At 72.3% G+C, this 25,321-nt stretch carries 24 protein-coding genes, 2 tRNA genes and 2 pseudogenes; 11 read left to right on the top strand and 17 right to left on the bottom strand.

Translation table 11 applies throughout. The features are described 5' to 3' along the window. Window positions 1-32: 32 nt before the first annotated feature. Entirely contained in the window at window positions 33-605 is a 573-nt protein-coding gene (locus tag BKD26_RS22450; RefSeq protein WP_143662696.1) for a hypothetical protein, read from the bottom strand. Between the two features lie 389 nt (window positions 606-994). Further along, a complete protein-coding gene (locus tag BKD26_RS22445; protein ID WP_084901043.1) occupies window positions 995-1,183 on the bottom strand; it encodes a hypothetical protein in 189 nt (62 codons plus the stop codon). Window positions 1,184-1,524: 341 nt separating this feature from the next. Between BKD26_RS22445 and BKD26_RS22440 the strand changes: the two genes are divergently transcribed. After that, complete coding sequence (locus BKD26_RS22440) at window positions 1,525-2,631, top strand: hypothetical protein (RefSeq protein ID WP_084901040.1); 1,107 nt, start codon at window positions 1,525-1,527, stop codon at window positions 2,629-2,631. 38 nt (window positions 2,632-2,669) lie between these two features. After that, a pseudogene (locus BKD26_RS22435) lies at window positions 2,670-2,963 on the top strand (transcriptional regulator); the annotation flags it as partial. Between the two features lie 610 nt (window positions 2,964-3,573). On the opposite strand, the gene BKD26_RS22430 reads toward BKD26_RS22435, so the two are convergent. Together BKD26_RS22430 and BKD26_RS22425 are read right to left on the bottom strand one after the other, a co-directional pair. Next, a tRNA-Arg gene (locus BKD26_RS22430) sits at window positions 3,574-3,646 on the bottom strand. A 205-nt stretch (window positions 3,647-3,851) separates the two neighbouring features. Then, a tRNA-Ser gene (locus BKD26_RS22425) sits at window positions 3,852-3,945 on the bottom strand. Between the two features lie 221 nt (window positions 3,946-4,166). Between BKD26_RS22425 and BKD26_RS22420 the strand changes: the two genes are divergently transcribed. Then, window positions 4,167-4,616 (top strand): SSI family serine proteinase inhibitor, encoded by a 450-nt coding sequence (locus tag BKD26_RS22420; RefSeq protein ID WP_084901038.1) that lies wholly within the window; start codon window positions 4,167-4,169, stop codon window positions 4,614-4,616. A gap of 87 nt (window positions 4,617-4,703) precedes the next feature. Further along, window positions 4,704-8,288: a PAS domain-containing protein gene (locus tag BKD26_RS22415; protein WP_084901035.1), complete on the top strand. Its 3,585-nt coding sequence runs from the start codon at window positions 4,704-4,706 to the stop codon at window positions 8,286-8,288. A gap of 39 nt (window positions 8,289-8,327) precedes the next feature. On the opposite strand, the gene BKD26_RS22410 is transcribed toward BKD26_RS22415, so the two are convergent. From BKD26_RS22410 to BKD26_RS22385, 6 genes are all read right to left on the bottom strand, one after another. After that, complete coding sequence (locus tag BKD26_RS22410) at window positions 8,328-9,974, bottom strand: long-chain fatty acid--CoA ligase (RefSeq protein WP_084901033.1); 1,647 nt, start codon at window positions 9,972-9,974, stop codon at window positions 8,328-8,330. Window positions 9,975-10,074: 100 nt separating this feature from the next. Further along, the gene (locus BKD26_RS22405; protein WP_084901031.1) at window positions 10,075-10,629 is read right to left on the bottom strand and encodes a SigE family RNA polymerase sigma factor; all 555 of its coding nucleotides are present in this window, start codon (window positions 10,627-10,629) and stop codon (window positions 10,075-10,077) included. A 126-nt stretch (window positions 10,630-10,755) separates the two neighbouring features. Then, complete coding sequence (locus tag BKD26_RS22400) at window positions 10,756-11,922, bottom strand: lipid-transfer protein (RefSeq protein ID WP_084901028.1); 1,167 nt, start codon at window positions 11,920-11,922, stop codon at window positions 10,756-10,758. Beyond that, window positions 11,919-12,305, bottom strand: a complete 387-nt coding sequence (locus BKD26_RS22395) for a MaoC family dehydratase (protein WP_084901026.1) — start codon at window positions 12,303-12,305, stop codon at window positions 11,919-11,921. Before BKD26_RS22395 ends, BKD26_RS22400 begins: the two co-directional genes overlap by 4 nt. Next, a complete protein-coding gene (locus BKD26_RS22390) occupies window positions 12,302-13,198 on the bottom strand; it encodes a bifunctional MaoC family dehydratase N-terminal/OB-fold nucleic acid binding domain-containing protein (protein ID WP_084901024.1) in 897 nt (298 codons plus the stop codon). The genes BKD26_RS22395 and BKD26_RS22390 overlap by 4 nt, the downstream gene beginning before the upstream one ends. A gap of 133 nt (window positions 13,199-13,331) precedes the next feature. Further along, entirely contained in the window at window positions 13,332-13,637 is a 306-nt protein-coding gene (locus BKD26_RS22385) for a hypothetical protein (RefSeq protein WP_084901021.1), read from the bottom strand. A gap of 332 nt (window positions 13,638-13,969) precedes the next feature. Here BKD26_RS22385 and BKD26_RS22380 point away from each other — a divergent pair, with 332 nt between their 5' ends. The 3 genes from BKD26_RS22380 to BKD26_RS22365 are packed head-to-tail and all read left to right on the top strand — an operon-like array spanning window position 13,970 to window position 15,437. Next, complete coding sequence (locus BKD26_RS22380; RefSeq protein WP_084901019.1) at window positions 13,970-14,845, top strand: bifunctional DNA primase/polymerase; 876 nt, start codon at window positions 13,970-13,972, stop codon at window positions 14,843-14,845. After that, entirely contained in the window at window positions 14,842-15,135 is a 294-nt protein-coding gene (locus BKD26_RS22370; RefSeq protein WP_179166644.1) for a hypothetical protein, read from the top strand. Before BKD26_RS22380 ends, BKD26_RS22370 begins: the two co-directional genes overlap by 4 nt. Next, window positions 15,132-15,437, top strand: coding sequence for a transcriptional regulator (locus BKD26_RS22365; protein WP_084901014.1), 306 nt, complete (start codon window positions 15,132-15,134; stop codon window positions 15,435-15,437). The genes BKD26_RS22370 and BKD26_RS22365 overlap by 4 nt, the downstream gene beginning before the upstream one ends. 76 nt (window positions 15,438-15,513) lie before the next feature. On the opposite strand, the gene BKD26_RS22360 is transcribed toward BKD26_RS22365, so the two are convergent. Both BKD26_RS22360 and BKD26_RS22355 read right to left on the bottom strand, forming a co-directional pair. Then, complete coding sequence (locus tag BKD26_RS22360) at window positions 15,514-15,861, bottom strand: VOC family protein (protein ID WP_084901011.1); 348 nt, start codon at window positions 15,859-15,861, stop codon at window positions 15,514-15,516. Window positions 15,862-15,951: 90 nt separating this feature from the next. Then, the gene (locus BKD26_RS22355) at window positions 15,952-16,170 is read right to left on the bottom strand and encodes a hypothetical protein (protein ID WP_084901008.1); all 219 of its coding nucleotides are present in this window, start codon (window positions 16,168-16,170) and stop codon (window positions 15,952-15,954) included. Window positions 16,171-16,223: 53 nt separating this feature from the next. Between BKD26_RS22355 and BKD26_RS40435 the strand changes: the two genes are divergently transcribed. The 3 genes and pseudogenes from BKD26_RS40435 (at window position 16,224) to BKD26_RS42070 (ending at window position 19,491) form a co-directional block, all read left to right on the top strand. After that, window positions 16,224-16,490, top strand: coding sequence for a hypothetical protein (locus tag BKD26_RS40435; RefSeq protein WP_179166635.1), 267 nt, complete (start codon window positions 16,224-16,226; stop codon window positions 16,488-16,490). Between the two features lie 88 nt (window positions 16,491-16,578). Then, window positions 16,579-17,212, top strand: a pseudogene (locus BKD26_RS22350) (GNAT family N-acetyltransferase). A gap of 218 nt (window positions 17,213-17,430) precedes the next feature. Continuing rightward, window positions 17,431-19,491 (top strand): PA14 domain-containing protein, encoded by a 2,061-nt coding sequence (locus BKD26_RS42070; protein WP_084901004.1) that lies wholly within the window; start codon window positions 17,431-17,433, stop codon window positions 19,489-19,491. 1 nt (window position 19,492) lies between these two features. On the opposite strand, the gene BKD26_RS22340 is transcribed toward BKD26_RS42070, so the two are convergent. After that, the gene (locus tag BKD26_RS22340; protein ID WP_084901001.1) at window positions 19,493-20,221 is read right to left on the bottom strand and encodes a cobalt-precorrin-6A reductase; all 729 of its coding nucleotides are present in this window, start codon (window positions 20,219-20,221) and stop codon (window positions 19,493-19,495) included. Between the two features lie 12 nt (window positions 20,222-20,233). Here BKD26_RS22340 and BKD26_RS22335 point away from each other — a divergent pair, with 12 nt between their 5' ends. Continuing rightward, entirely contained in the window at window positions 20,234-21,361 is a 1,128-nt protein-coding gene (locus tag BKD26_RS22335) for a cobalt-precorrin-5B (C(1))-methyltransferase (RefSeq protein WP_084900998.1), read from the top strand. Here the strand turns inward: BKD26_RS22335 and cobM are convergent. From cobM to BKD26_RS22315, 4 genes are all read right to left on the bottom strand, one after another. Then, window positions 21,349-22,098, bottom strand: coding sequence for a precorrin-4 C(11)-methyltransferase (cobM, locus tag BKD26_RS22330; RefSeq protein WP_073756666.1), 750 nt, complete (start codon window positions 22,096-22,098; stop codon window positions 21,349-21,351). The two genes, BKD26_RS22335 and cobM, sit on opposite strands and share 13 nt — an antisense overlap. Beyond that, window positions 22,095-23,345, bottom strand: coding sequence for a precorrin-6y C5,15-methyltransferase (decarboxylating) subunit CbiE (gene cbiE / locus BKD26_RS22325; protein ID WP_241518773.1), 1,251 nt, complete (start codon window positions 23,343-23,345; stop codon window positions 22,095-22,097). Before cbiE ends, cobM begins: the two co-directional genes overlap by 4 nt. Window positions 23,346-23,427: 82 nt before the next feature. Further along, window positions 23,428-24,270, bottom strand: coding sequence for an ABC transporter permease (locus tag BKD26_RS22320; protein WP_084900993.1), 843 nt, complete (start codon window positions 24,268-24,270; stop codon window positions 23,428-23,430). Continuing rightward, window positions 24,267-25,253, bottom strand: a complete 987-nt coding sequence (locus tag BKD26_RS22315; RefSeq protein WP_084900990.1) for an ATP-binding cassette domain-containing protein — start codon at window positions 25,251-25,253, stop codon at window positions 24,267-24,269. The genes BKD26_RS22320 and BKD26_RS22315 overlap by 4 nt, the downstream gene beginning before the upstream one ends. Window positions 25,254-25,321: the final 68 nt, after the last annotated feature.

The following is a 25,321-nucleotide window of genomic DNA, read 5'->3' as shown; positions in this document are numbered from 1 at the left end:
TCAACTCTGCGCCCTAGGCGTCAGTACCGGCGTCAGACCGAGCGGGTGCCCTTGAAGTCGTACTGGCGGACGCCCTTGCCGTCCTCGTCCCAGTTGAGCCTCAGCGCGCCGGCGGCGTACGCGCTCTTGCTGCCCACACTCTTCTTGATCGTGGACGAGGACCACGAACCGTTGCCGGCGCTGCTCATGGCAGCCAGCGCGGGCTGGATATTGAAGTCCTTCTTGAGCAGGACGGTGTCCGCGCCGGCATCGGAGTGCTTGAGGTACAGCCGGAAGTGGGCGCTGTCGAAGGTCTCCGTCAGGTCGGTTCCGGCGTACGACGGGGGAGCGTCCCAGCTCACCGTGGCCTTGGCGTACACGTAACCGCCGGACCGGGCCACGCAGTTCTTGACGGTGAAGTCCCAGTTGTCCGCGAAGGGACCGGAGTACCCCGCGTCGTCGATGGTGCTGGAGCTGCTCGTGCACTTCCAGTTCAGCGCGGACGCCGGCGACAAGCTCAGCACCGACGCGCCGACGACGGCAGCGCCGACCAGCGCGGCCGACATCATCTTCCGGCTCGCGGACGACCGCTGCGCAGGCGATGTTCGACGCAGATTCAGTTTCATTGGGTCCCCTCGTTTTGGTCATACGTTCTGCTCTGGAGGAGCAGTGTTCGATCACCCTATAGGGCCTTCACGGCTGCACATGATCCGGGTCAAGTAGCCGCGCGGCCGAAGCAGTTGCCCTCGACGCCAACAACACAAGGCTGCCCCACTATTGACGCCCCGGCTCGCACCTCATCCGTCATGCGGATCTACACAAGACATCCCAACCGCAACCACAACGCAGAACGCGACGGGCCATCGCCGACAACCGCCGCCTCGAACACGGCAGTGGCCCACCGTGCCGGACCACCGGTACCCGACGCGGCCGTCGCCCCCCACCCACACCGCGCGTGCGGTAGCGGACAGGGTGGTTGGTACCGGGCGCGGGAGCTGCCCCACCCGTTCGAGGGTCAGGTCGCTGCGAGCGGGTTCGGCTCGCCGCATAGCGGCCAGCTGAGGTAGGACTCGATGAAGCGACGCATCTCTCCGAGCGCGGCAGTCCTTGACGCGCCGATCTCGTCGTAGTCGAACCCGGTGTCCTGGTGTCCCAAGCGGTCGACATCAGCCCATGCCGGCCCCTCGCCGAAGATGAGCTGCAAATCCGGCTGTCAGTAGGGATCGTCGAGTCCACCGTCAGGTGTGTTCGCTCCAGCCGAGCGGCGCCCGCTGCTGCCATGGCAGGACGGCGAGATCCGGGATTTGGCTTTGTTCACGAGAATGGGCAGCAGATGTTCACCACTTCGGGAGGCGCCGCAGCACACCGGGAATCCGAACACCGAGTGAGTCGCTTGCCGTAGTCCGAGGCGGTGGCTGGCACTTGCTCGCGCTGCGTTGATACTCCACGACGGTGGCAGGTGCCGTTCCCGCAGCGGATGAGAGAACATGTTGGCCGGCTGCCGGTGAGCTGCGAAGATGCGTCTGTTTCCCAGCCGGAGGAAATTTGTTCGTTTTCGTGTGTGCGGGGTGCGGTGCCGAGTTGACCATCCCGCTGTCCCAGGTCTCACTGCCGGTCCACGCCCGTCAGCAGTACGGGAACGGGGCCCAGCTTCCGGTGCTCATGGAGTCAGGGACGTTTGCCGTGGACCCGGATCCCTGGGGAGGGCCGTGGCGGCTGTGGGACGAGATAGATCCGGGCGAGGCTGAGTCACGCGGCATCTACGCGCCGGTCCACGCCCTGTCCGACGGCACGCCCGGGGCGAGTGTCATCGCGCCCGGTGATATCCGTGGAACCCGGCTGATTCCTGAGAAGCGTGGCGGTGCCTGCTGTGGCCTCGACGGGGCCGACGGGCCCAACATGGCCTGCGAGGCATGCGACCTCCCCGTGGCGACCAGGGTCGACGACTGCTCGCTCTGGCAGATGGTGCGACTCGGCTCGGACGTCGTGCACCGAGTCCCCGTCGACGGTATCCACGCCGCGCCCCTCTCCTGGGCGGAGCTGGCAGAGAAGGGGGAGAAAACCCCCCCGTTCGAGCCGATCGCCACGTGGGGAGGACGGCTGGGGCCGAACCACTACTGGTCGTGGAGTCCGCAGTGGGAGGCGGCAGCCGGCCAGGCGCTCGCCCACCTGCTGATCGCCTCCCAGGGGCAGCCGGTGAAGGTCCCGGACGGCCTGACCGGGGACGTGTTCCAACGCGCGCTCGACGCCTTGCTGCCTGCAGGCACCCTGAAGCGGCGCGCCGTCCTGGCCGGACCGGGACAGCCCTCCCCGGACGCGGGCGTCGACATCCTCCTCGTCCCCGTCCATCCCCAGACGGGCCGGACCTGGACCCCTGCCGACCCGACCGCACCGGCATACCTGGTGCCCCTGCCGCTGGGGGTGTGGCTGTGGCTGGTCTCTCCCGAACCGAACTTGCCGGTTCCCGCGTCGGGCCGCATAGCCCAAGACGTCCTCCGCGACGACCCGCTCCCGCTGCTCCCCAACCACCTGTTCCGGGCCGACCGGGGAACGTTCCAACACACCTTGGTCCGGCTACCAGCCGTACGCAGCCCTTGGCTGCGCACGATCCTCGAGAACTTCACGCAGAGCACCTCGGCTGCCCTCTTCTAGCCGTCCGGCAATCGAACAGCACCAGACTCTCGTGCCCCGGCGCCATCGAGGCCATGCAGCAGTCCGACAAAGTGCGCTACAGCGTCTACCGCCGCGCCCGCGTTCGACACCGCGCCATGCTGGTCGAGCGGCAACTGGAGATCGGCCACCTGGAAGCCGCCTGCGCCACCTGGCACCAGGCGCTCGACGACTACCCCATGGTGCAGTCCGGCCGAGCCGACGACCGGATCAGAACCATGTTCGGCCTCCTCCGGCCGCACCTGAAGAACACCGCCGCGAGGGTCCTCTACGACCGCGCACGAACGATCGCGCCGCCTTCCCTGGTCAGCTGACCCGTGCCGTTGGCGACCTCAGCCACAGAAAGTCAGCCACGACGGCGGGTGCGCCGACCGAGCACCCGCCACGCGTGTCTCCAGCAACCACCCACCGGCCCCAGCCACGCCTCCCCAATCTGTCAGGCCGCGGCCCCGTTCCAGCCTGAGCGTTGCCGCCGGCCCTGCCTGACGGATGGCGGCCGCCCGGGCCATGACCGAGTGAACGTCGATCCGCGGCGACCTGTGCGGTCTTGGCATGTACCCGCTACTGCTGGTGTGGGGACGCCGGCGCGTTCTTCGTGAGTCTGGCTGCCCGCTTCTCGGGCTCTTGCAGCAGTACGAGCGGGTGGGGGCGGAGACATGGAGCCAGCGGGCCGCCTTCATCCGCGTGACCATGGACATATCTACACCTCGGTGCGGCAGGACTCCCAGCGGTCCGCCTTCGACCGCGTCGGGGACGCACTGAGGGTGACGGCAGCGGCCGGACGATGACGAGGGTACGGCCGGTGTCCTTGTAGCCGTCTGATCGGTCCGGCGGCGGTCCTTCGAAGCGGTTGCCGTCAACCACTGCCGTCAAGACAAAAGCCAGAGGACCTGTGGATCACTCCACAGGCCCTCTGGCTTGCTGTGCACTCGGCAGGATTCGAACCTGCAACCTTCTGATCCGTAGTCAGATGCTCTATCCGTTAAGCTACGAGTGCTTGTGCTTCCCGGGCTTTTCTGCCCGGTCGGCGTTGCGGGAACAACATTACATGACCTGCGCCGTGACGCGAAATCCATTAGCCGCACCCCCTCTGACCTGGGCAAATGCCGATCAGGGGCCTTTGCCGGGGGTAGCCCGTGCGGGTAAGAGGGGGCGGGGAACGGGCGAAGCCCCGGCCTTGGGGCCGGGGCTTCGGGTGGTGCTGGCGGAGGCGGAGGGATTTGAACCCTCGATGGGCTTTAAGACCCAAACCGCATTAGCAGTGCGGCGCCATAGACCGGACTAGGCGACGCCTCCAGTTGCCACACCCGCGCAGGCGCGAGTGGTGCGTGGAGATGATGACACAGTCCAAGGGGGTGTCACCAATCGCTCCCCACGGTACTAGGCGGGCGGGGCGCAGGGCAAAGGGGTTCCGGGGGCGCCAAGGGGGTCGGTTTGCGCAACGCGCCGGGGGGTGGAGCGTTAGTGGGGTGAGGGATGCCGGGCATCCCGACGGTTCCGTACCCCCAGGAGTTCGTATGCTGCGCCGCCTCGTCCTCACCTCCGCCGCGTCCCTCGCCGCGCTCGGTGCCGCCGCGCCCGCCGCCGTCGCCGGCGGGGGCGGGCCGCTGCCGTTGCCGCTGCTGGCGGGGACCGACACCCTGACCATCACCGTCAGCGATTCGGGGAACCCGACGGCGGACGGCACCTTCGAGCTGAAGTGCGGGCTCAGGACCGCCGAGGGGAACCACCCGAAGGTGCAGGGGGCGTGCGACCGGCTCGACGAGCTGGCCGAGGAGGGCAGGGACCCGTTCACGCCCGTGGCCAAGGGTCAGATGTGTACCCAGCAGCACGGCGGAGACGCGACCGCGCACATCACCGGGACCTGGCAGGGCCAGGACGTCGACGCGCACTTCAAGCGGACCGACGGCTGCGAGATCGCCAGGTGGGACGCCCTGAAGCCGGTGCTGCCGATGGCCCGGTCGTAGAGGAACCCGCACACAACCGCCGTCGAGCCCACATCACGTGCCTTTAGACTCCCTCCAGTGACAGGCCGAGTGGGAGGAAGCGTCGTCGTGAGCAGCAGGCCATCCCGAGGCGCTGCTCGCCTCGCAGCCATACTCGACGCGCTGCCGGACGGGCTCGTACTCGTCAATTGCAACGGCACGGTCGTCAACGCCAACACCATCGCTCTCGAGATGTTCGAGACGCCGGGTACGGCACTGGTCGGGCGCGGGCTGCTCGACCTGCTGCCCGCGTTCGACTCCCGGCTGATCCCCGGCTCGATGCGCCGGCCCGAGGCCGCCGACGCGCGCGGACGCACCAAGCCGGCCCGGATGATCGCGCGGCGTACGGACGGCGGCGAGTTCCCGGTCGAGGTGACCAGCGCGAGCCTGGAGGACGGGCGCGAGGCGTACGACTCGTACGGCAGTGCCTATACCGGCGACGAGCTGCTGATGCTCGTGGTCCGTGACCTCTCCGGGACCATCGACACCGAGGCGGAGCTGGCCCGCTCCCAGCGGCAGACCGAGATGATCCTGCGCGCCGCCTCCGAGGGCGTCGTCGGCACGGACACCGACGGGCGGATCGTGCTGGTCAACCCGGCCGCCGCCCAGATACTGGGCTGGCGGGCCAGCGACCTGGGCGGCAAGGAACTGCACCAGCTGATGCTGCACTCGCGCGCGGACGGGGAGGCCTTCCCGTTCGACGAGTCGCCGCTGGCCGACACGCTGCGCTCCGGGCGCAAGCACCGGGTGCGCGGGCAGGTCGTGTGGGCCAAGGACGGTTCGCCGGTGCCGGTCGACCTGACGACCGCGCCGGTACGGGACGGGGACCAGCTGGTCGGCGCGGTGATGACGTTCACCGACCGGCGCCCGTACGAGGAGCAGGAGACCCGGCACACGGCCGAGGTCACGGAGCTCACCGAGCGGCACACGGCCGAGGTCGCCGAGCTGACCGAGCGGCACGCCACCGAGATGGCCGACCTCAGCGAGCGGCTCTCCGTCGAGATCGAGCGGTACGAGGAGCGGTACGCGGCGCTGGCGGCGCGGCACGCCCAGCTGACCGCCGTGCTCGGCGAGTCGCTGCGCGGCCCGCTGGAGGAGCTGCGCCGCGAGCTGGGCACGCTGGCCGCCGACCCGGCCGGTCAGCTGTGGCCCGAGGCCAACCAGGTGCTGCACCATCTGGCCGCCGGGTACGCCCGGATGACGACGCTCGTCGACAACGTCCTGGGGTATCAGCGGCTGGACGTCGGTGACGAGGAGCTGCGGAAGACGAAAATGCTGCTCGACGCGGTCGTGGCGGCCGGTGTCGAGGGCGCGGTGGAGCTGATCGGCCCCGGGCGGGTGCAGTTCGCGGTGCACGCCCCGCCGATCGAGGCCGAGGTGGACGGCGTACGGATCTCCACCGCGCTCGCCCACCTGATCGCGGACGTCGCCGGGGTCGACTCGACCGGCAAGGCCCGGCTGGTGCCGGGCGGCGGCTACGTGGACTCGACGATCGTCGTGGCCGCGGCGCAGCGCGGTGATGTCGTACGGATCGAGGTGCGCGGGCCGTACGCCGGGGGCGACCCGGTGCACGAGCCGATCGTGCGCGGGATCGTACGGGCGCACGCCGGCGTGCTCCAGACGCACGAGCTGCCGGGGATGCCCGGTAGCGCGTACGTACTGGAGGTGCCGCTGGGCGAGGGCGCGGGGACCGTGAAGCCGGTGGCGGAGGAGGCTCCGGCGGATGCTCCCGCTGCGGTTCTGCCTGCTCAGCAGTCGGGTGACACCTCCGGGGGCGGGACCTCCGGCGGTGGGCGGCGGCGGGCGCGACGCGCTTCGACGGACGCCTTCCTGGACAGCCCCGTGCAGGCCGAGGACCCGGTGGCGGCCAGGCCGACCGGGCGGCGGCGTGGGCGGCCGAGCCCGGCGGAGGCGGAGGTTCCGGCGGTCGGGGCTGCGGTGGCGGGGGTTCCGGCGGTCGGGGCTGCGGTGGCTCCGGCCGAGGGGTCGGTCGTGACGGCCGCCGAGAGCGCGCAGGGTCGTGCCGCCCTCGGGCAGACGGTGCCGCCGCAGGGCGTGCCCGCGGACGCGGTGCCGGTTCCGGCTGCCGGGCGGCGGGCGCGGCGGGGCGGCGAGGGCGCCATGCCCGCGCTTCCGGCGGCGACGACGAATACGGCTCCGGCTCCCGAGCCGGCCGGGGCGGCCGAGCCGGCCGGGGCGGCCGAGCCGGCCGGGGGGCGGCGGGCCCGCCGGGCACTCGGGGCGGCACAGGACCGCACCGCACCGGCCCCCGAGGGCGGTGCCCGCACCGCGTTCGCGCTCCCGCCCGCCGAGGCGGACCGGCGCCCCGGCGACGGCCGCCACGAGGCGGTACGTACGGAGCCGGGCGCCGACCACACGCCGCCGCAGCCGCACCCGGTGCAGCCCGCCCCGGCCCCGGCCCCCGCCCCGGCCCCGGCTCCCGCGCCCACGCCCGCTCCCGCTCCCACGGGGCGTCGGCGCGCGGCCCAGGAGACGACCACCGGGACGGGGTCGGGCACCGGCTCCGTACCGCTTCCGCCGGAGGTGCCGTCCGGTGACGACACCCAGGGCGGCACCGGCGGCCAGGGGCGGGCGTTCAGCGTGCGCACCCTGGGCCAGGGCGTGCCGTTCGCCCAGCAGATCGCCCAGCAGCAGTCCTCGGGCTCCGGGCGGCGCCGCAAGCTGGCCACGCCCCCGGCGGAGGGCGAGCGGCCGGCCGCCGCCACCCCGGAACCGGCCGCCCGGCCCCACCCCCAGCCCCCTGCCCCCACCCCACCGCCGAGGCTGTCCGCCCCGGCTTCGGAGGGGCGGGCGTACGAGATAGGAGCACCGGACGAGGACGCGGCCGAGGGCCCGGAGCCGCTGGACGGGCCGGGCGGAGCCGTCGAGGTGGCCAACGAGCCGGCGCCGCTGCCCGTCGACGACGAGCTGCCCCCCGAGCCGCTGGACAACCCGCGCCGCCTGCTGGTGTGGCCCGCGCCGGACGTCTCCACCCAGGAGGCGCTCAGCGAGCGCGGCTACCGGCCCGTCATCGTCCACTCCCGCGAGGAGGTGGACGCGCAGATCGCCGCGTTCCCGGCGGCGCTGTTCGTCGACCCGCTGACCGGGCCGATCACGCGTACCGCCCTCCAGTCGCTGCGCCAGGCGGCGGTGGCGGCCGAGGTGCCGGTGCTGCTGGCGGCGGGCCTGGGCCAGGCGACGCGGGAGGCGGCGTACGGCGCCGATCCGGCCGTACTGCTCAAGGCCCTGGCCCCCCGGGACAGCGAGCAGCACCCGTCGCGGGTCCTGCTCATCGAGGAGCAGGAGGAGATCGCGCTCGCGCTGACGGCGACGCTGGAGCGGCGCGGGATGCAGGTGGCGCGGGCGGCCACGGACAGCGAGGCGGTCACGCTGGCCGCCCAGATGCGGCCGAACCTGGTGGTGATGGACCTGATGCAGGTGCGCCGCCGACGCGCCGGGATCATCGACTGGCTGCGGGCGAACGGGCAGCTGAACCGTACGCCGCTCGTCGTCTACACCTCGGCGAGCCTCCAGCAGGCCGAGCTGCCGAAGCTCGCGTCGGGCGAGACGGTGCTGTTCCTCGCGGAGCGGTCGACGAGCGCCGAGGTGCAGTCGCGGATCGTGGACCTGCTGGCGAAGATCGGTACGAACTGACGCGGAGGGGCGCCCCGGGAAGGGCGCCCCTGTTCGTCGTCAGAGCTGTGTGACGTCCAGCTCCCCGTTCGCGTACTGCTTGCGGATGACCTTCTTGTCGAACTTCCCCACGCTCGTCTTCGGCACGGCCGGGACGATCGCCCAGCGCTCCGGGAGCTGCCACTTGGCGACCGACTCGGCGAGGAAGGCGCGCAGGCTTTCGTAGTCCACCGTGGCGCCCTCCTTGAGGACCACCGTCGCCAGGGGGCGCTCGCCCCACTTCTCGTCGGGGACCGCGACGACCGCCGCCTCCGCGACCTCCGGGTGGGCCATCAGGGCGTTCTCCAGCTCCACCGAGGAGATCCATTCGCCGCCCGACTTGATGACGTCCTTCGCCCGGTCGGTCAGGGTCAGGAAGCCGTCCGGGCTGATGACGCCGACGTCGCCGGTCTTCAGCCAGCCGTCCGCCGTGAACTTGTCCTCGGGCCGCAGGGGTTCACCGGCCGCGCCGCCGTAGTAGGCGCCCGCGATCCAGGGGCCCCGGACCTCCAGCTCGCCCGCCGACTCGCCGTCCCAGGGCAGGATGTCGCCGCCGGGACCGGCGAGGCGGGCCTCGACGCCGGCCGGAAAGCGGCCCTGGGTGATGCGGTACGGCCACTCCTCCTCCGCCGAGAGCCCGGCCGGCGGGTTGGACATGGTGCCCAGCGGTGACGTCTCCGTCATGCCCCAGGCGTGGCAGAGGCGCACACCGAGCTTGTCGTACGCCTCCATGAGGGACGGCGGGCAGGCCGCGCCGCCGATGGTGACGCTGGCCATGGACGAGATGTCGCGGCCGTGGGCGGTGACCTCGGCGAGGAGGCCCTGCCAGATGGTGGGGACGGCCGCCGCGTGCGTGGGCCGCTCGCGCTCGATCATCTCGGCGAGCGGGGCGGGCTGGAGGAAGCGGTCCGGCATCAGCATGTTGACGCCGGTCATGAAGGTGGCGTGGGGCAGGCCCCAGGCGTTCACGTGGAACTGCGGCACCACGACGAGGGTGGTGTCCTTGTCCGTCAGGCCCATCGACTCCGCCATGTTCACCTGCATGGAGTGCAGGTAGATGGAGCGGTGGGAGTAGACCACGCCCTTGGGGTCGCCGGTGGTGCCGGAGGTGTAGCACATGGCGGCGGCGGAGCGTTCGTCCAGCTCGGGCCAGTCGTAGGTGGTCGGGCGGCCGGCGATGAGCTCCTCGTACTCGTGGACGGCCGGCGCGGCGCCGTCGAGGAGCGAGCGGTCGCCGGGACCGGAGACGACGATGTGCTCGAGGGTCGGCAGGTGCGGGAGGAGCGGGGCGAGGAGGGGCAGGAGGCTGCCGTTGACGATGACGACCCGGTCGGCGGCGTGGTTGACGATCCAGGTCAGCTGCTCGGCGGGCAGCCGCAGGTTGAGGGTGTGCAGGACGGCGCCCATGGAGGGGATCGCCAGGTACGCCTCGACGTGGACGGCGTTGTTCCACATGAGGGTCGCGATCCGTTCGTCGCCGGTGACGCCGAGCTCGTCGCGCAGGGCTCCGGCCAGCTGGGTCGCGCGTACGCCGGTCTCCGCGAAGCTTCGGCGGTGCGGCTCGGCCTCGCCGGTCCAGGTGGTGATCTGCGACTTCCCGTGGATCGTCATCCCGTGGCGGAGGATGCGGGTCACAGTCAGTGGTACGTCCTGCATGGTGCTCAGCACGGCGTCCTCCCGTTGGGCGCTACGTGACAGATAGGTGTGCAGATTCTGCGCACATACCACTCGGTATGTCACTACCCGGGAGTAGATCGAGCTGAGCCGATCACCGTACCGGCGACAGCTCCGGGTCCTCGCGGAGCTTGCCGAGCGCCCGCGAGACGGCGCTCTTGACCGTGCCGACGGAGACCCCGAGCAGCTCCGCCGTCTGGGCCTCGCTGAGGTCCTCGTAGTACCGGAGCACCACCATGGCCCGCTGGCGGTCGGGCAGTTTCATCACCGCACGCCACATCGCGTCGCGCAGTGCCTGCTGCTCGGCCGGGTCGGGTTCGGGCAGCCCGAGGGGCTCGGGCAGCTCCTCGCAGGCGAACTCGTCGACCTTGCGCTTGCGCCACTGCGAGGTGCGGGTGTTCAGCAGGGCACGGCGTACGTAGCCGTCGAGCGCGCGGTGGTCCTCGATGCGCCCCCAGGCGACGTACGTCTTGGCGAGGGCGGTCTGCAGCAGGTCCTCGGCGTCGCACGGGTTGGCGGTCAGCGACCGGGCGGTGCGCAGCAGCACGGGCCCCCTGGCCCGTACGTACGACGAGAACGACGGGTAGGGGGCGTGCCCGGTGGCGGCTGTGGAGGCCCCGGTGCAGACGGTGCCGGCGGTCGCGGTCATAGGTCCACGCTATGAGCGGGTACGACGCCGGGGGATCGCCCACAGGTGCCGAACCGGGGTCCGCCTCAGGTTGTAGGGGGGTGGCCCGCCGCACCTCCTGGAGGTGGAGGAGCCGGGAGCGTGGGCTCAGGGTCGGGTGCCGAGGATCAGCGCGGACGTCGGCACGCCCGTCCCGGCCGTGACCAGGGTCGTGGCCGCGCCGGGCACCTGGTTCACCGACGTACCGCGCAGCTGGCGGACGGCTTCGGCGATGCCGTTCATGCCGTGCAGGTACGCCTCGCCGAGCTGGCCGCCGTGGGTGTTGAGGGGCAGCGCGTCGGCGGCGACGAAGCCGGCGGCCTCGCCGGGGGCGCAGAACCCGAACTCCTCCAGCTGCATGAGGACGAAGGGGGTGAAGTGGTCGTAGAGGATGCCGACGTCGATGTCGGCGGGGCGGAGGCCGGACGTCCGCCACAGCTGGCGGGCGACCACGCCCATCTCGGGCAGGCCGGTGAGGTCGTCGCGGTAGAAGCTGGTCATCGCCTCCTGCCTGCGGCCCGCGCCCTGTGCGGCGGCGACGATCACGGCGGGCGGGTGGCGCAGGTCGCGGGCGCGCTCGGGGGTGGTGACGACGAGCGCCTGGCCGCCGTCGGTCTCCTGGCAGCAGTCGAGGAGCCGCAGCGGTTCGGCGATCCAGCGGGAGGCGGCGTGGTCGGCGAGGGTGATGGGCTTGCCGTAGAAGTACGCGGCCGGGTTGCGGGCGGCGTGGCGGCGGTCGGTGACGGCGACGTGGCCGAAGGCGTCGGGGGTCAGGCCGTAGGTGTGGAGGTAGCGCTGGGCGGCCATGGCGACCCAGGAGGCGGGGGTGAGCAGCCCGAACGGCAGCTGCCAGCCCAGCGCGGCGCCTTCGGCGGTCGGTTCGCGGTGCTGGACGCCGGCGCCGAAGCGGCGGCCGGAGCGTTCGTTGAAGGCGCGGTAGCAGACGACGACGTCGGCGACGCCCGTGGCGACGGCGAGGGCGGCCTGCTGGACGGTGGCGCAGGCGGCGCCGCCGCCGTAGTGGATACGGGAGAAGAAGGACAGCTCGCCGATGCCGGCCGCCTGGGCGACGGTGATCTCGGGGCTGGTGTCCATGGTGAAGGTGACCAGGCCGTCGACGTCGGCAGGGGTGAGTCCGGCGTCGTCGAGGGCGGCGTGCACGGCCTCGACGGCGAGCTTGAGTTCGCTGCGGCCGGAGTCCTTGGAGAACTCGGTCGCGCCGATCCCGGCGATGGCGGCCCGGCCGCCGAGCGTGTCCGCCCTGCGTACGCTCACGATGCCACCCCCGTGACGGTCACCGTGCCGGTGACGTGGTTGCCGAGCCCGTTCGCCCCGACGATCCGTACGGTGGCCGTGTCCCCGTCCACGGCGGTGACGGTGCCGGTCAGCGTCATCGTGTCGCCGGGGTAGTTGGGCGCGCCGAGCCGGATGGCGACCTTGCGGAGGCGGGCGCGGGGGCCGACGTGGTCGGTGACGTACCGGCCGACAAGGCCGTTCGTGGTCAGGATGTTCATGAAGATGTCGGGGGAGCCCTTCTCCTTGGCGAGCTCCGCGTCGTGGTGGACGTCCTGGTAGTCGCGGGAGGCGATGGCGCCCGCGACGATGAGGGTGCGCGTGATCGGGATGCGCAGCGGCGGCAGTGCGTCCCCGGGCCTCATCCTGCGCCTCCTCGGAAGACGGGCAGTTCCAGCTCCTCGTCGACGCGGAGGAACTCCAGCCGTACGGGCATGCCGATGCGCACCTTGTCGTACGGGACGCCGATGACGTTGCTGATCACGCGGACACCCTCCGCCAGCTCGATGAGCCCGACCGCGTACGGGGGGTCGAAGGCCGGGAAGGGCGGGTGGTGCATCACGACGTACGAGTAGACGGTGCCCTCGCCGCTCGCCGCGACCGTGTCCCACTCGGCCGAGCCGCACGCGTTGCAGCCGGGCAGCCAGGGGAAGCGGAGGGTGCCGCAGCCGCCGCAGCGCTGGATGAGGAGCCGGTGCGCGGCGACGCCGTCCCAGAAGCCGGCGTTGTCACGGTTGATGACGGGCCGGGGGCGTCTGCCGCCCGGCTTCTTGGCCGGCGCGTACCTCAGGATCCGGAAGCGGTGCGTACCCACCAGGTCTCCGCCCGTCCGGACGTCCGTCCGCGTGGTGACGAAGTACCCCGTCCCCAGCTTGGTGGTCTTGCGCCCGGACACGGATTCGATCACCGCGTCGAAGGTGACCGTGTCCCCGGGGCGCAGGTCCCGTACGTACTCCTGCTCGCAGTCGGTCGCGACCACGGAGGTGCAGCCGGCGCCGTCGAGGAGCGCCAGTAGTTCGTCGTACGCGTCCGACCGGCCGGTGTGCCGGTGCCCGGACAGGCCGGCCATGGTCCACACCTGGAGCATGGTGGGCGGGGCGATGGCGTCGGGTCCGTCGGCGTACGCGGGGTTGGTGTCGCCCATCGCCTCGCACCAGTGCCTGATCATGGGCGCGTTGACCGGGTCCTTGCCGACGCCGCCGGTGGTGGCCGCCCGGCCTTCGTACGCCTTCAGCCGCTCGTACAGCTCGTCCGTCACAGTTTCTGACTGTCCGTCAGATCGGGAGCGGCTGTCAAGGCCGGGGGACGACGAACGGCCTGTGCGCCGGTACCGGAGTACCGGCGCACAGGCCGCCGTTCACCTCGTCCCCATGACCCCCTGCGGGCCGGCCCTACCAGAGGGGGAAGAAGGTCACCGAGGGGGTGCTCTGGTCGATGGCCGTGAATCCGGTCCCGTTCACGCTCGCGGTGTTGTTCTGGTTGGAGGCGCCGCCGCCGTTGGCGACCTGCTGGCCGGTGGTCGAGTTGCCCGCGTCGTCGTCGCCGACACCGCCGCCGGCGATCGAGGCCACGGACGCGATCGATCCGTTGTCCGCGAACCCACCGTTGTCGGCGTGCGCCACCCCCGTGAAGAGGCCTGCGGCCAGGGGCAGTGCGGCGACAGCGGCGATGACGCGGGCGGTACGGATGCTTGCCATGTAAGTCCTCCAGAAACCACGCATGGAAGTGCGTACGGAAGTACGGCTTGTTCCCAGGCAGTTGGCCGACCGCCCCGGGCGAGTTCTCGACGTCGTGGTTCAAGGGTTGCCCACCGAATCCCCGGCGAACCAGCCCGGAGTGCCCATTTCCCCCGCAAGCGTGAGGACAAGTCGATAAACCCCCTTCGCGCCGTCAAAGCCGCAGCTCAGGGGCTAACCAGCCATCGGGGCGGGGCCGGGGGCCGTCCCGCTCAAGAGGAAAATCGTTCCGGCACATTTTCGGCCAATCTCCTCCTCTTCCTTTATTCGAACCTCCGTACGAACATGGATCCATGGCCGCTACAGACCGGCGAACCGCGACCCTGGCCCTGGCTCACGCACTGTCCGCCGCCGAGCGCGGGCTGCCCGTCATCCCCCTGTCACCGACCAAGCTCCCCGCCCTCCCCTCCCCGCACCGGAACGCCCCCGGGCCCCCGGTCCGCTGCCGCGGCGAGTGCGGCCTGCCCGGGCACGGCGTCCATGACGCGACCGCCGACCCCGCCGCCGTACGCGCCCTGTTCGCCCTCGCCCCCTGGGCGACCGGCTACGGCGTCACCTGCGGACGCCCGCCGCACCACCTGATCGGCGTCGACCTCGACACCTCCCCGACGGTCCTGCAACGGCTCGCTGCCCGACGGGGGTTCACGATCCCGGACACGTTCACCGTCCTCACGCCCAGCGGCGGTCGCCACCTCTGGCTGACCGGCCCGCCCGACGTCGTCGTCCCCAACTCCGCCGGCCGCCTCGCCCCCGGCATCGACATCCGCGGCGCCGGCGGCTACCTGGTCGGCCCCGGCTCGGTCACCGCCCGGGGCGCCTACCGCCCGGCCCCCGGCACCGCGGCCCTGACACCGGCCCCGTGCCCGCCGGCCCTGCTCCGGCTCCTGACGCCCCCGGCTCCGTCTCGTACCCCCAGGCACACCAGCCCCTCACGCGGCGGCCGGGCCCTGGTCCACTTCGTCCTGGCCGCCCGGCAGGGCCAGCGCAACGCGCGCCTGTTCTGGGCGGCCTGCCGGGCGTACGAGAACGGCATCGGCGACGCCCTCGCGGACGCCCTGACCGACGCCGCCGTACGCACCGGCCTCACCGCCCACGAGGCCCGCGCCACCATCGCCTCGGCCGCCCGCCTCACGGCGCCGAGAGCAGCAGGTGGGCGGCGAGCGCGATGATCAGGGCACTGGAGGCCAGGGCGGTGACGAGCCGCCCGCGGCTGCCGGTCAGCACCCTGCCGAGCAGCGCGCCGCGCAAGAAGACAGGCGTGACACTCCGCTTCGACCTCCTGCCCAGGCGCGTCACCGTGCCCCTCGCGACTGGACTGCCCGCCCTGCTGCTCGGCTCGGCCTTCGTCTTCCGCGCCACCGGCGAGCCGTTGTGGCTGTTCGCCGCCTCCGCCATCGGCGTGGCGGTATCGATCGCCTTCCACCTGGTCTTCGTCCGCCTGCACCGGAAAGCCTCATGAGCGACCCCGCCGCCGATCCCATGGACGGCTTCGACACCACCATCCACGCCCCCAACCGGCTGCGCATCTGCGCCCTGTTGGACACCGCCGGCGAGGCCGAATTCGCCACGGTCCAGCGTCAGCTCGGCGTCTCCGCCTCCGTACTGAGCAAACACGTCACCGTGCTCGTGGACACCGGCTACGTCGAGCAGCGCAAGGCCGTACGCGACACCCGCCAACGCGTCTGGCTCCGCCTGACCCGCCCCGGCCGCGACGCCTACCACGCCCACCTCGCCGCCCTCCGCGCCATCGTCGGAACCTAGCGCGGGCGTACAGACCCCGGCGCCCGCGGCGGCCGTCCGCCGGGGCCACGCCTTCACCAGGGTGCGGGAGAGGCCGTCAGCGGTGGCCCAGCACGTTGACCACCCGCCCGCTGGGGTCGCGGACGAAGAACCGCCGCACGCCCCACTCCTCGTCCTGCAAGGGGTGAACGATCTCCGCACCACTCTCCCGCATGACCGCATAAGCCGCATCCACGTCGTCCACCTCGACGCTCATGTCGGGGGTGACCGGCGCGGTCCTGTCGCTGGTCATCACACTGATCTGCGCTGCCGGGCTGGACGGGGAGGCGAGCGTCATGATCCAGCCGTGGTTCATGACCTCCTCGAACCCCAGCAGGCCATAGAACTCCCGGCTTTCCTCCGCGGCTCCCGACTGGATGTTGGGCACGACACGACGAACGGCCATCGACGACTCCCAGTGAGATCGAACGTGTTTCTATTCCTCCCCAGGAGTACTACGGCACGTCCGTCGCCGCACACACTTTCGGAAGGCGCCCTAGATCCCTATGCCGAGAAGGGCCACCTCAAGGGGGAGGGCCGGCCGTGCCGGAAGAGCGGGCGGCTCCTGGCCACGACCCGTGTGCGTGGCCGGGACGGCACGCAGCGCCTTGACCCCGTCGGCTGCCCACAGCGCGTCCGTCGGCGGCAGCGACAGCGTCACACGTCGCCCATCGCTCAGGGTGGTCTCAAGCTTCGCCGGGTCGTTCGCCTGCATGGCAACTCCCTCTCGTGGATACGGCACGCGCACCATGGACAACCAGCCTCGCCATGAAGGACGGCCGGGCGAGCGAAGAGGTTCCCCCTGCGCACAGCAGGGCGCGATCTCCCCCCTGCTGTGAAGCCGCGAAACCCGCGGATCACGACCCCGCCCGTACCGGTGACCTCCGCGGCACGCCGGCCTCGACCCGCCGCGCCGCCCCGCGCCGCCCTGCCCCGCCCGTCGCGACCGTGTCGATCACCGCCGTCCAGGACCTCGATGTGATCGTGGAGAGCGCGGAGTGCTCCTGCGACGCCGGGGACGACATCCCCCGCTGACCGACGCGATCCGTTCAACTCCGTTCAGGCCCCGGCGTGCTCGCGTCGGGGCCTGATTCCGGCCCGGCTCATCGTTAGGGTGCCGCTCGTGTTCTTCCGCTGGGACTGGTTCCGGCCCGTACTGACCGCGCCGATCGTGCCGAGAGAGTCCTCCCCGAGGACGTGGTGCACCAGCCCGAGCACACTCTCATCCCCACCCTGACCCGGCGCGGACGCGCACCGTCAAGGTCTTCGCCTACGGTCTCCGTGGCAGTGTCGTGGACGAAGCAGCCGAACTGGCCGCGAAGCTCGCAGCCGAGCACGACGTGGTCAACGCCCGGGTCACCGACTGGCCGGACGCCGTGCAGGAGACCTTCTCCCCGTTCGCCGCCGCCATGGCCGCCGACGGCCTGGCCTTTCTCCACACCCGGATGCAGGCCGACCGGTGCGGCCCGGTCCTCGCCGCCGCCCTTGAGGACCGCATCGTGGGCGCGATCGGCCCCATGGAAGTACGCCCCGACGCGATCGGACGCCCCCAACTCATGCCGCAGTACTTCGCCGTCCTGCCCGAGGCCCCAGGGCAGGGCCTGGGACGCGTCCTGTGGCGGACCGCGATGCACTGGGGCCAGTCCCACGGCGCCGCCTACCAGCTCCACCAGACCGAAGTCGGCGGCCCCTCCGACTGGCTGTGCCGGTCCGAAGGACTGACCTGTCTCGGCTTCACCCACACCACACAGGCGTAGCCGCCGGATCGTGGCCTGCCGCCCTGGGCACGGCACGCGCCCTGAATGCCGGGCCTTACCAGGGACCGGGCGCCCTGGTGCCCGGCTGCCCGGGCGTCCGAACGTCCCGCCGAGAAAGTGCCCGGGGCGGGGGCAACCCTGCTCCCGCTTCACGGGTCACACAGGAGTCTCGTGTTGCACCTGCTTCACTCGGTCCGGAAAGGGCCCCACCTTCTGTGATGACTCGTACCCGCGTGGGATCGCTGGCCTTGACGGCCGCTCTCGCCACGATCGGCGGTGTGCTGACCGCCGCCACTCCTGCCTCCGCCGCTGTCACCTGTGCTTCCCCGGTGTGGACGGCGCGGTACTACGCCAACACCTCGTTCAGCGGCACGCCCAAGCTGACCGCCTGCGACACGGCAATCGCCGAGAACTACGGCCTGGGCGACCCGGCCGGCGTGACGCTGCCGAGGGACAACTTCTCCATCCGCTGGTCCCTCACCCGCGACTTCGGCTCCGGCGGCCCCTTCACCTTCAACGCCGCCTCACAGGACGGCATCCGCGTCTACATCGACGGCGTGCGGAAGATCGACCTGTGGCGCAACGTCTCCACCACCGCGCGCAAAACCCTCGACCTCACCATCCCGGCCGGCAAACACACCCTCCGCGTCGACTACGTCGCCTGGACCGGCAACGCCAACGTCAACTTCACCTACACACCCCGCACCTCCGCCACCGTCGACACCGTCAAACCCCTCGCCCCCACCGGACTCACCGCCACCTACGACCGCACAACCGCCAAAACCACCCTGCGCTGGGCCGCCAACAAAGAGATGGACCTCGCCGGCTACCGCGTCTACCGCCGCCTGAGCACCACCACCAACTGGGCGAAGATCAGCGGCACCACACTGCGCACCACCCCCTCCTACACCGACGCACCACCCGCCACCGGCCAGACCTACCTCTACGAAATCCGCGCCGTCGACAAAGCCGGCCACGAATCCACCGGAAGCGCCGACGTGACGGCCACCACCGTCGACCGCACAGGTCCGGCGGCGCCGACGGGGATCACGGTCCAGAGCGACTCGTACATCAACACCCTGCGCTGGCAGGACGTCGCCGACGCCGATCGTTACGAGGTCCACGCGGCCGACACGGACACCGGCCCGTTCACGCTGCTCGGCAGCACCAGCGGGGCGATGTACGAGGACCGGACCGCGCCGGTGAACCGGTACCGGTACTACCAGGTCCGCGCGTTCGACGCGGCGGGCAACCCGGGCGCGTTCTCCGCGACGGCGGCCGGCGACGGCGTCGACCGGACCCCGCCGGAGGCCCCCACCCACATCACCGCCAGCGCCCGTGGGGACGGCGCGCACATCTACTGGAACATGCCGGGCGAGTTCTTCCAGGACCACGACAACGGCGGGCACTTCCGTGTCCACCGCTCGCCGGGCGCCACGCTCGACCGGACCCAGCTCACCCGAGTGACCTGCTCCTCCTACAACGTCCAGGGCTCCGACCCCATGGAAGGCATGTGCACGGACACCGGCGTGAGCCAGGGCGCGTACTACACGTACGCGGTCACCGCGGTCGACGCGGCCGGGAACGAGTCCGAGCTGTCCGGCCCGGTCACCGTCCGCACCGCCGACAGGGTCGCGCCCGGCCCGGTCACCGGCGTGAAAGCCACCCCGCGCAAGGACGGCGTGCTGGTGAGCTGGGCCGCCTCGCCCGAGGACGACATCGAGAGCTACAGGGTCTGGGCCGGCTTCCGGCAGGACGACGGCACGGTCAAGTGGGGCGCCGCCGACTGCCGGCAGGGCACGTCCAACCCGCTCGCGGCCCTCTGCGGTGACCTGCCGGACGGCGAGTGGTACGTGTACGCGGTCGTCGCCAAGGACCGCTGGGGCAACGCGCTGTGGCCGAGCGACCCGAAGGTCACCCTCGTCGAGGCCACCGAGCTCGACCTCCGGCCGTCCGTGCCGGTCTACCGCGACTGGCCGTTCGGCAACGTGTCGCACGACACGGTGACGGGCGGCGGCTACGGGCCCACGGCCAACTGGCGCTGCGAGAACAGCACGCTGTGCGCCCCGGTCACGGGCTACCGGGTCAGCCGGTGGAACCCGGCGACCGAGGCGTACGAGCCCCTGCACGACGGGCTGCTCGCCCCGGGGACGCGCACCTACACCGACGCCACCGCGACCAGGGGTGACACGTACTTCTACACGCTGGAGGCCCTGCGGGCCGACGGCAGCGTGGCGGGCGTCTACGACTGGTACACCGTCGTCCAGGACCGCGTCTGAGTCACCTCCGGCGCATGACCCAAGCGGCCGCCTCCTCCACGGAGGCGGCCGTTTCCACGTCCTGCGGGACCGGCGGGCGGCAAACGACGACCACCGGGATGCCGGCCTCGCGGGCCGCCGCGAGCTTGGGGGCGGTGGCGGCGGCCCCGCTGTCCTTGGTGACGAGGACGTCGATCCGGTGCCGGGCCAGCAGCTCCCGCTCCCCTTCGAGGGTGAACGGGCCACGGTCCAGGAGGACTTCGGTGCGGGCCGGCATCGGGGGCTCCGGGGCGTCCACGGACCGGACGAGGAACCACTGCGGGCAGGCGGCGAAGACGGCGAGGCCCATCCGGCCGGTGGTCAGGAACACCCTCTCACCCAGCCCGTCCAGCGCGGCCGCGGCCTCCTCCAGGGAGCCCACGTCGCGCCAGTCGTCCCCGTCGACGGGGACCCAGCCGGGGCGGCGCAGGGCGAGCAGGGGAACATGGGCGGTGGCGGCCGCCCGGGCCGCGTGGAAGCTGATCCGCTCGGCGAAGGGATGGGTGGCGTCGATGACCCGGTCCACGCCATGCTCGCCGATCCACCGCGCGAGCCCGTCCGCCCCGCCGAACCCGCCGATCCGCACCTCGCCCTCGGGGAGCCGCGGCGCGGCCACCCGCCCGGCCAGCGAGCTGGTCACCCGGGCGTGCGGGCGGAGCAGGCCGGCGAGGACGCGCGCCTCGGCGGTTCCGCCGAGAATGAGAACGTGCACGGGAGTCCCTTCATGAGCGCAGGCGGCGGTCGCGAGGCCCAACTCAAGCACACCGGTCTGCGGCCGGGGTGGACGACCGGGGCCTGCGCGACGGCGGCGACGACCGCCGCGTACACCGCCCTGCTGACCGGGGACTTCCCCGACCCGGTGACGATCGCCCTGCCCAAGGGCCAGACGCCCGCGTTCGCGCTGGCGGCGGAGGAGCTGACCGGCGCGTACGCGATGGCCGGGATCGTCAAGGACGCCGGCGACGACCCGGACGTCACGCACGGTGCGCTGGTCCGCGCGACGGTACGGCCGCTCCCGGCCGGTTCGGGCGTGGTGTTCCGCGCCGGGGCGGGCGTCGGCACGGTCACCCGGCCAGGGCTGCCGCTGGAGGTGGGCGAGCCCGCGATCAACCCCGTGCCCCGGCGGCTGATGCGCGAGCACGTCGCGCGGGTCGCGGCCGCGCACGGCGGCACCGGGGACGTCGAGATCACCGTGTCCGTCGACCACGGCGAGGAGATCGCCCGCTCCACGTGGAACCCGCGCCTGGGCATCCTGGGCGGGCTGTCCATCCTCGGGACGACCGGGATCGTCGTGCCGTACTCCTGCTCCGCCTGGATCGACTCCATCCGGCGCGGTGTGGACGTGGCGCGGGCGGCGGGGCGCACGCACGTCGCCGGGTGCACGGGCTCCACGTCGGAGAGGACGGTCACCTCCCTGTACGGGCTGCCCGAGGACGCCCTGCTCGACATGGGCGACTTCGCGGGCGCGGTCCTGAAGTACGTACGCAGGCACCCGGTCGACCGGCTCACCATCTGCGGCGGCTTCGCCAAGCTGTCCAAGCTGGCGGCGGGGCACCTGGACCTGCACTCGGCGCGCTCCCAGGTCGACAAGGGCTTCCTGGCGGAGCTGGCCCGCCGGGGCGGCGCCGACGAGGAACTGGCGGCGGAGGTCGCGGCCGCCAACACGGGGCTGGCCGCGCTCCAGTTGTGTGCGGCGGCCGGTGTCCCGCTGGGCGACCTGGTCGCCGGGACCGCCCGCGACCAGGCCCTCGACGTGCTGCGCGGCGCGCCCGTCACGGTCGACGTGGTGTGCGTCGACCGCGCGGGCACGGTGGTGGGGCGCAGCGACCCCCGGGGCCCTCAGCAGACGTGACGGTCGCGTTCCGGTGAGTACAGGTGGCTGTCCCGGAACTGGGTCGCCGCCAGGGTGCGGCCCACCAGGATGACCGCCGTGCGCGTGATGCCGGCGTCCTTGGTGGCGGCCGCGATGTCCGCGAGCGTGCCGCGCAGGATCACCTCGTCGGGGCGGCTGGCCATCGCGACGACGGCCGCCGGGCAGTCGGCGCCGTAGTGCGGGGTCAGCTCCGCGACGACCCGGTCGACGTACCGGGCCGCCAGGTGCAGCACCAGCAGGGCGCCGCTGCGGCCCAGGGTCGCCAGGTCCTCGCCCTCCGGCATGGCCGTGGCCTGCTCGGCGATCCGGGTCAGGATGACCGTCTGGCCCACGGTCGGGACGGTCAGCTCCCGCTTCAGCGCGGCGGCGGCGGCCGCGAACGCCGGGACGCCCGGCACGACCTCGTACGGGATCCCCGCCGCGTCCAGCCGCCGCATCTGCTCCGCGACGGCGCTGAAGACGGACGGGTCGCCGGAGTGGAGGCGGGCCACGTCGTGGCCCTCCTCGTGGGCGCGGACCAGCTCGGCGGTGATGGCGTCCAGGTCGAGGCGGGCCGTGTCGACGAGGCGGGCGTCCGGCGGGCACTCGGCGAGCAGCTCGCGCGGGACGAGGGACCCGGCGTACAGGCACACCCGGCAGGAGGCGAGGGTGCGGGCGCCGCGCACGGTGATCAGGTCGGCGGCGCCGGGGCCCGCGCCGATGAAGTAGACGGTCATCCTTCTGTCTCCTGCTTGGTTACGGACCATTGCGTGACCGGCATGGCCTGGCGCCAGCCGGTGAAACCGCCCACCGGGACGGCGTGCGCGACGGCGAGCCGTACCAGTTCGCCGCCGTGGCGCCGGTACCGGTCGGCGAGCAGCGCCTCCGATTCGAGGGTCACGGTGTTGGCGACCAGCCGCCCGCCCGGCCGCAGGGCCGCCCAGCAGGCGTCCAGCAGGCCGGGCGCGGTCAGCCCGCCGCCGACGAACACCGCGTCCGGCGCCTCCAGTTCCGCCAGCCCGGCGGGGGCGGCGGCGGTGACGACCTTCAGTGCGGGTACGCCGAGGGCGGCGGCGTTGCGGGCGATACGGGCCGCCCGCTCGGGGTCGCGTTCGACGGTGATCGCGCGGCAGGTGCGGTGCGTACGCATCCACTCGATGCCGATCGAGCCGGACCCGCCGCCGATGTCCCACAGCAGCTCGCCGGGCGCGGGCGCCAGCGCGGCGAGCGTCGCGGCGCGCACGTGCCGCTTGGTGAGCTGGCCGTCGTTCTCGTACGCCGCGTCCGGCAGCCCCGGCACGGCCCCGAGGCGCAGCGCGTCACCCGAGCGGACGCACTCGACGGCGATGACGTTCAGCGGGTCGCCGGGCGGGTGGGGCCAGTCGTCGGCGGTGCCGGTCACGGCCCGTTCCCGGTCGGAGCCGAGCTGTTCCAGGACGGTGAGCCGGCTGGGCCCGAAGCCCCGGTCGCGCAGCAGGCCCGCGACCTCGCCCGGGGTCGCCGCGCCCGCGCTCAGCACCAGCAGCCGGCGCCCGTCGTGCAGCGCGGCGGCCAGGGACGCGGGGGGGCGCCCGACGAGCGTGACGGTCTCGGTGTCCTCCAGCGGCCAGCCGAGGCGGGCGCACGCGTACGAGACGGAGGACGGGTGCGGCAGGACGCGCAGCCGCTCGGGGCCGGCCGTCTCGGCGAGGGCGCGGCCGATCCCGTAGAACATGGGGTCGCCGCTGGCGAGCACGGCGATACGGCGGCCGGTGTGGGCGTCCAGCAGCGCGGGTACGGCGGGCCTCAGCGGCGACGGCCAGGCGACCCGCTCGGCGGCGCACTCCTCGGGCACGAGGGCGAGTTGCCGTTCGCCTCCGATGACGACGTCGGCGGCGCGCAGGGCCGCGCGGGACGCCCCGGGGAGCCCGGCCCAGCCGTCCGCGCCGATGCCGACGACGGTCACGGGCGGAGAGGTGCTGGTTACGGGGCCGGGGCTGCTCACGGGCTGGAACCCTACCCGCCGGTCGCCGGGCCCTGGGGCCGGGGGCATGACCGGCCCGCCCGCGCCGTTGGCGAGGCGGGCCCTACTTGCGGTTGTACAGCCGCATCGTCACCGCGCCGAAGACCGTCACGAACAGCGCCGACCACCCCAGGGACCAGCCGATGTCGGCCGCCGGCCACTCGCCCGCCATCAACTCCCGTACCGCGCTCGCCAGGTGTGTCACCGGGCTGTTGTTGACGAACGCCTGGAGCCAGCCCGGCATGGTCCTCGGGTCGACGAAGATGTTGCTCAGGAAGGTCAGCGGGAAGATCACCATCATGCTGACGCCCATCACGGACTTCTCGCTGCGCAGCATCAGGCCGAACATCGTCCAGATCCACGAGAACGCGAACGAGAACACCAGCAGCAGCGCCACCCCCGCCGCCACGCCGACCACCCCGCCGTGCGGGCGGTAGCCGATGACCAGGCCGACCGTCAGCATCACGGCCGACGCGATCAGATAGCGCAGGACGTCGCCGAGGAGGTAGCCGACCATTGGGGCGGGGCGCCAGATCGGCAGCGTACGGAAGCGGTCGAAGACACCCTTGGTGATGTCGGTGTTGACCGAGACGCCCGTATACATCGTGATCATCACGACGCTCAGGGTGAGGATGCCCGGCAGCAGGAACTGGATGTACGCCGAGACCGATCCGGCCAGCGCACCCCCGAAGAGGTACGTGTACATCAGCACCATCATGATCGGGAACGCCGTCACGTCGAAGAGCTGCTCCGGCACATGCTTGATCTTCAGCATGGCGCGCCAGCCGAAGGTCAGGGAGGCGGACAGCGCACTGGGGCGCGGGGGCCGGTCGCCCGCGACGAGCAGGGCCGCCAGGTCCTCGGTGCGGGGGCCGGTGAAGGTGGCGTCGTCGGTGGCGGTGCTCATGCCGTGGCCTCCCCGGCCTTGTCCGTACGGTCCGTGAGCGCCAGGAACACCTCGTCCAGGCTCGGCTGGCCCAGCGCGAAGTTGTCCACCATGACGCCCGCCCGCGCCAGCTCCGCCAGCGCCCGCGCCGCCTGTTCGGCCGCGCCCAGCTCCGTGCCGTGCCCGTCGACCGTCGCGGTCAGGGCCACCGGGTCGGGGTCGAGCTGCACGGTCGCGTTCAGCGCGGCCGTCAGCACCCGCTCCGCCTCCGGCCGCTGCCCCGCCTCGCGCAGCCGTACGTGCACGGACCCGGAGCCCACCGACGCCTTCAGCTCGCCCTTCGTACCCTCCGCGATGACCCTGCCGTGGTCGATCACCGCGATCCGGGAGGCCAACTGGTCGGCCTCGTCCAGGTACTGCGTGGTCAGCAGCACGGTGGTGCCCTGGGCGACGACCGCGCGGACGATGTCCCACACCTGGTTGCGGCTGCGCGGGTCGAGGCCGGTCGTCGGCTCGTCGAGGAAGAGCAGGTCGGGGGTGTTGAGGATGGACGCGGCGATGTCGATACGGCGCCGCATGCCGCCCGAGTAGTTCTTCACCTGCCGGTCGGCCGCCTCCGCCAGCCCGAACGCCTCCAGCAGCTGCCCGCACCGCTCCCGCGCGGACCGCTTCCCGTGCCCGAGGAGACGGCCCAGCAGCACCAGGTTCTCGGTGCCGGTCAGGTCCTCGTCGACCGACGCGTACTGCCCGGTGAGGCTGACCCGCCCGCGCACGGCGTCCGCGTCCCGCACCACGTCCTTGCCGAAGACCCGCGCCTCCCCGCCGTCCGGCCGCAGCAGCGTCGCCAGCACCTTCACGGCGGTGGTCTTGCCGGCGCCGTTCGGCCCGAGGAGGCCGTAGACGGTGCCGGCGGGCACCCGGAGGTCGATGCCGTCCACGGCTCGGTTGTCGCCGAAGACCTTCACCAGGCCGTTCGTCTCGATGGCCAGGTCCGTGCTCGTCATCGTCACTGTCCTCGGGGGAAGGCGGGCGTACGGGCGGGGCGGCGCGAACCCTCCCAGTGTCCGGCCCC

It is taken from the genome of Streptomyces sp. CB03238 (genome assembly GCF_002099185.1).
GTDB lineage: Bacteria > Actinomycetota > Actinomycetes > Streptomycetales > Streptomycetaceae > Streptomyces.
The sequence above is the reverse complement of the archived record's forward strand: the minus strand, read 5'-3'. Positions and strand labels throughout refer to the sequence as shown.

Bases quoted from the DNA above. Each gene is read 5' to 3' on its own strand.
- BKD26_RS22450 (WP_143662696.1), bottom strand. From the start codon at position 605: ATGAAACTGAATCTGCGTCGAACATCGCCTGCGCAGCGGTCGTCCGCG.
- BKD26_RS22420 (WP_084901038.1), top strand. From the start codon at position 4,167: ATGCTGCGCCGCCTCGTCCTCACCTCCGCCGCGTCCCTCGCCGCGCTC.
- BKD26_RS22405 (WP_084901031.1), bottom strand. From the start codon at position 10,629: ATGACCGCGACCGCCGGCACCGTCTGCACCGGGGCCTCCACAGCCGCC.
- BKD26_RS22395 (WP_084901026.1), bottom strand. From the start codon at position 12,305: ATGAGGCCCGGGGACGCACTGCCGCCGCTGCGCATCCCGATCACGCGC.
- BKD26_RS22385 (WP_084901021.1), bottom strand. From the start codon at position 13,637: ATGGCAAGCATCCGTACCGCCCGCGTCATCGCCGCTGTCGCCGCACTG.
- BKD26_RS22380 (WP_084901019.1), top strand. From the start codon at position 13,970: ATGGCCGCTACAGACCGGCGAACCGCGACCCTGGCCCTGGCTCACGCA.
- BKD26_RS22370 (WP_179166644.1), top strand. From the start codon at position 14,842: ATGATCAGGGCACTGGAGGCCAGGGCGGTGACGAGCCGCCCGCGGCTG.
- BKD26_RS22365 (WP_084901014.1), top strand. From the start codon at position 15,132: ATGAGCGACCCCGCCGCCGATCCCATGGACGGCTTCGACACCACCATC.
- BKD26_RS22360 (WP_084901011.1), bottom strand. From the start codon at position 15,861: ATGGCCGTTCGTCGTGTCGTGCCCAACATCCAGTCGGGAGCCGCGGAG.
- BKD26_RS22355 (WP_084901008.1), bottom strand. From the start codon at position 16,170: ATGCAGGCGAACGACCCGGCGAAGCTTGAGACCACCCTGAGCGATGGG.
- BKD26_RS40435 (WP_179166635.1), top strand. From the start codon at position 16,224: ATGAAGGACGGCCGGGCGAGCGAAGAGGTTCCCCCTGCGCACAGCAGG.
- BKD26_RS42070 (WP_084901004.1), top strand. From the start codon at position 17,431: ATGACTCGTACCCGCGTGGGATCGCTGGCCTTGACGGCCGCTCTCGCC.
- BKD26_RS22335 (WP_084900998.1), top strand. From the start codon at position 20,234: ATGAGCGCAGGCGGCGGTCGCGAGGCCCAACTCAAGCACACCGGTCTG.
- cobM (WP_073756666.1), bottom strand. From the start codon at position 22,098: ATGACCGTCTACTTCATCGGCGCGGGCCCCGGCGCCGCCGACCTGATC.
- BKD26_RS22320 (WP_084900993.1), bottom strand. From the start codon at position 24,270: ATGAGCACCGCCACCGACGACGCCACCTTCACCGGCCCCCGCACCGAG.
- BKD26_RS22315 (WP_084900990.1), bottom strand. From the start codon at position 25,253: ATGACGAGCACGGACCTGGCCATCGAGACGAACGGCCTGGTGAAGGTC.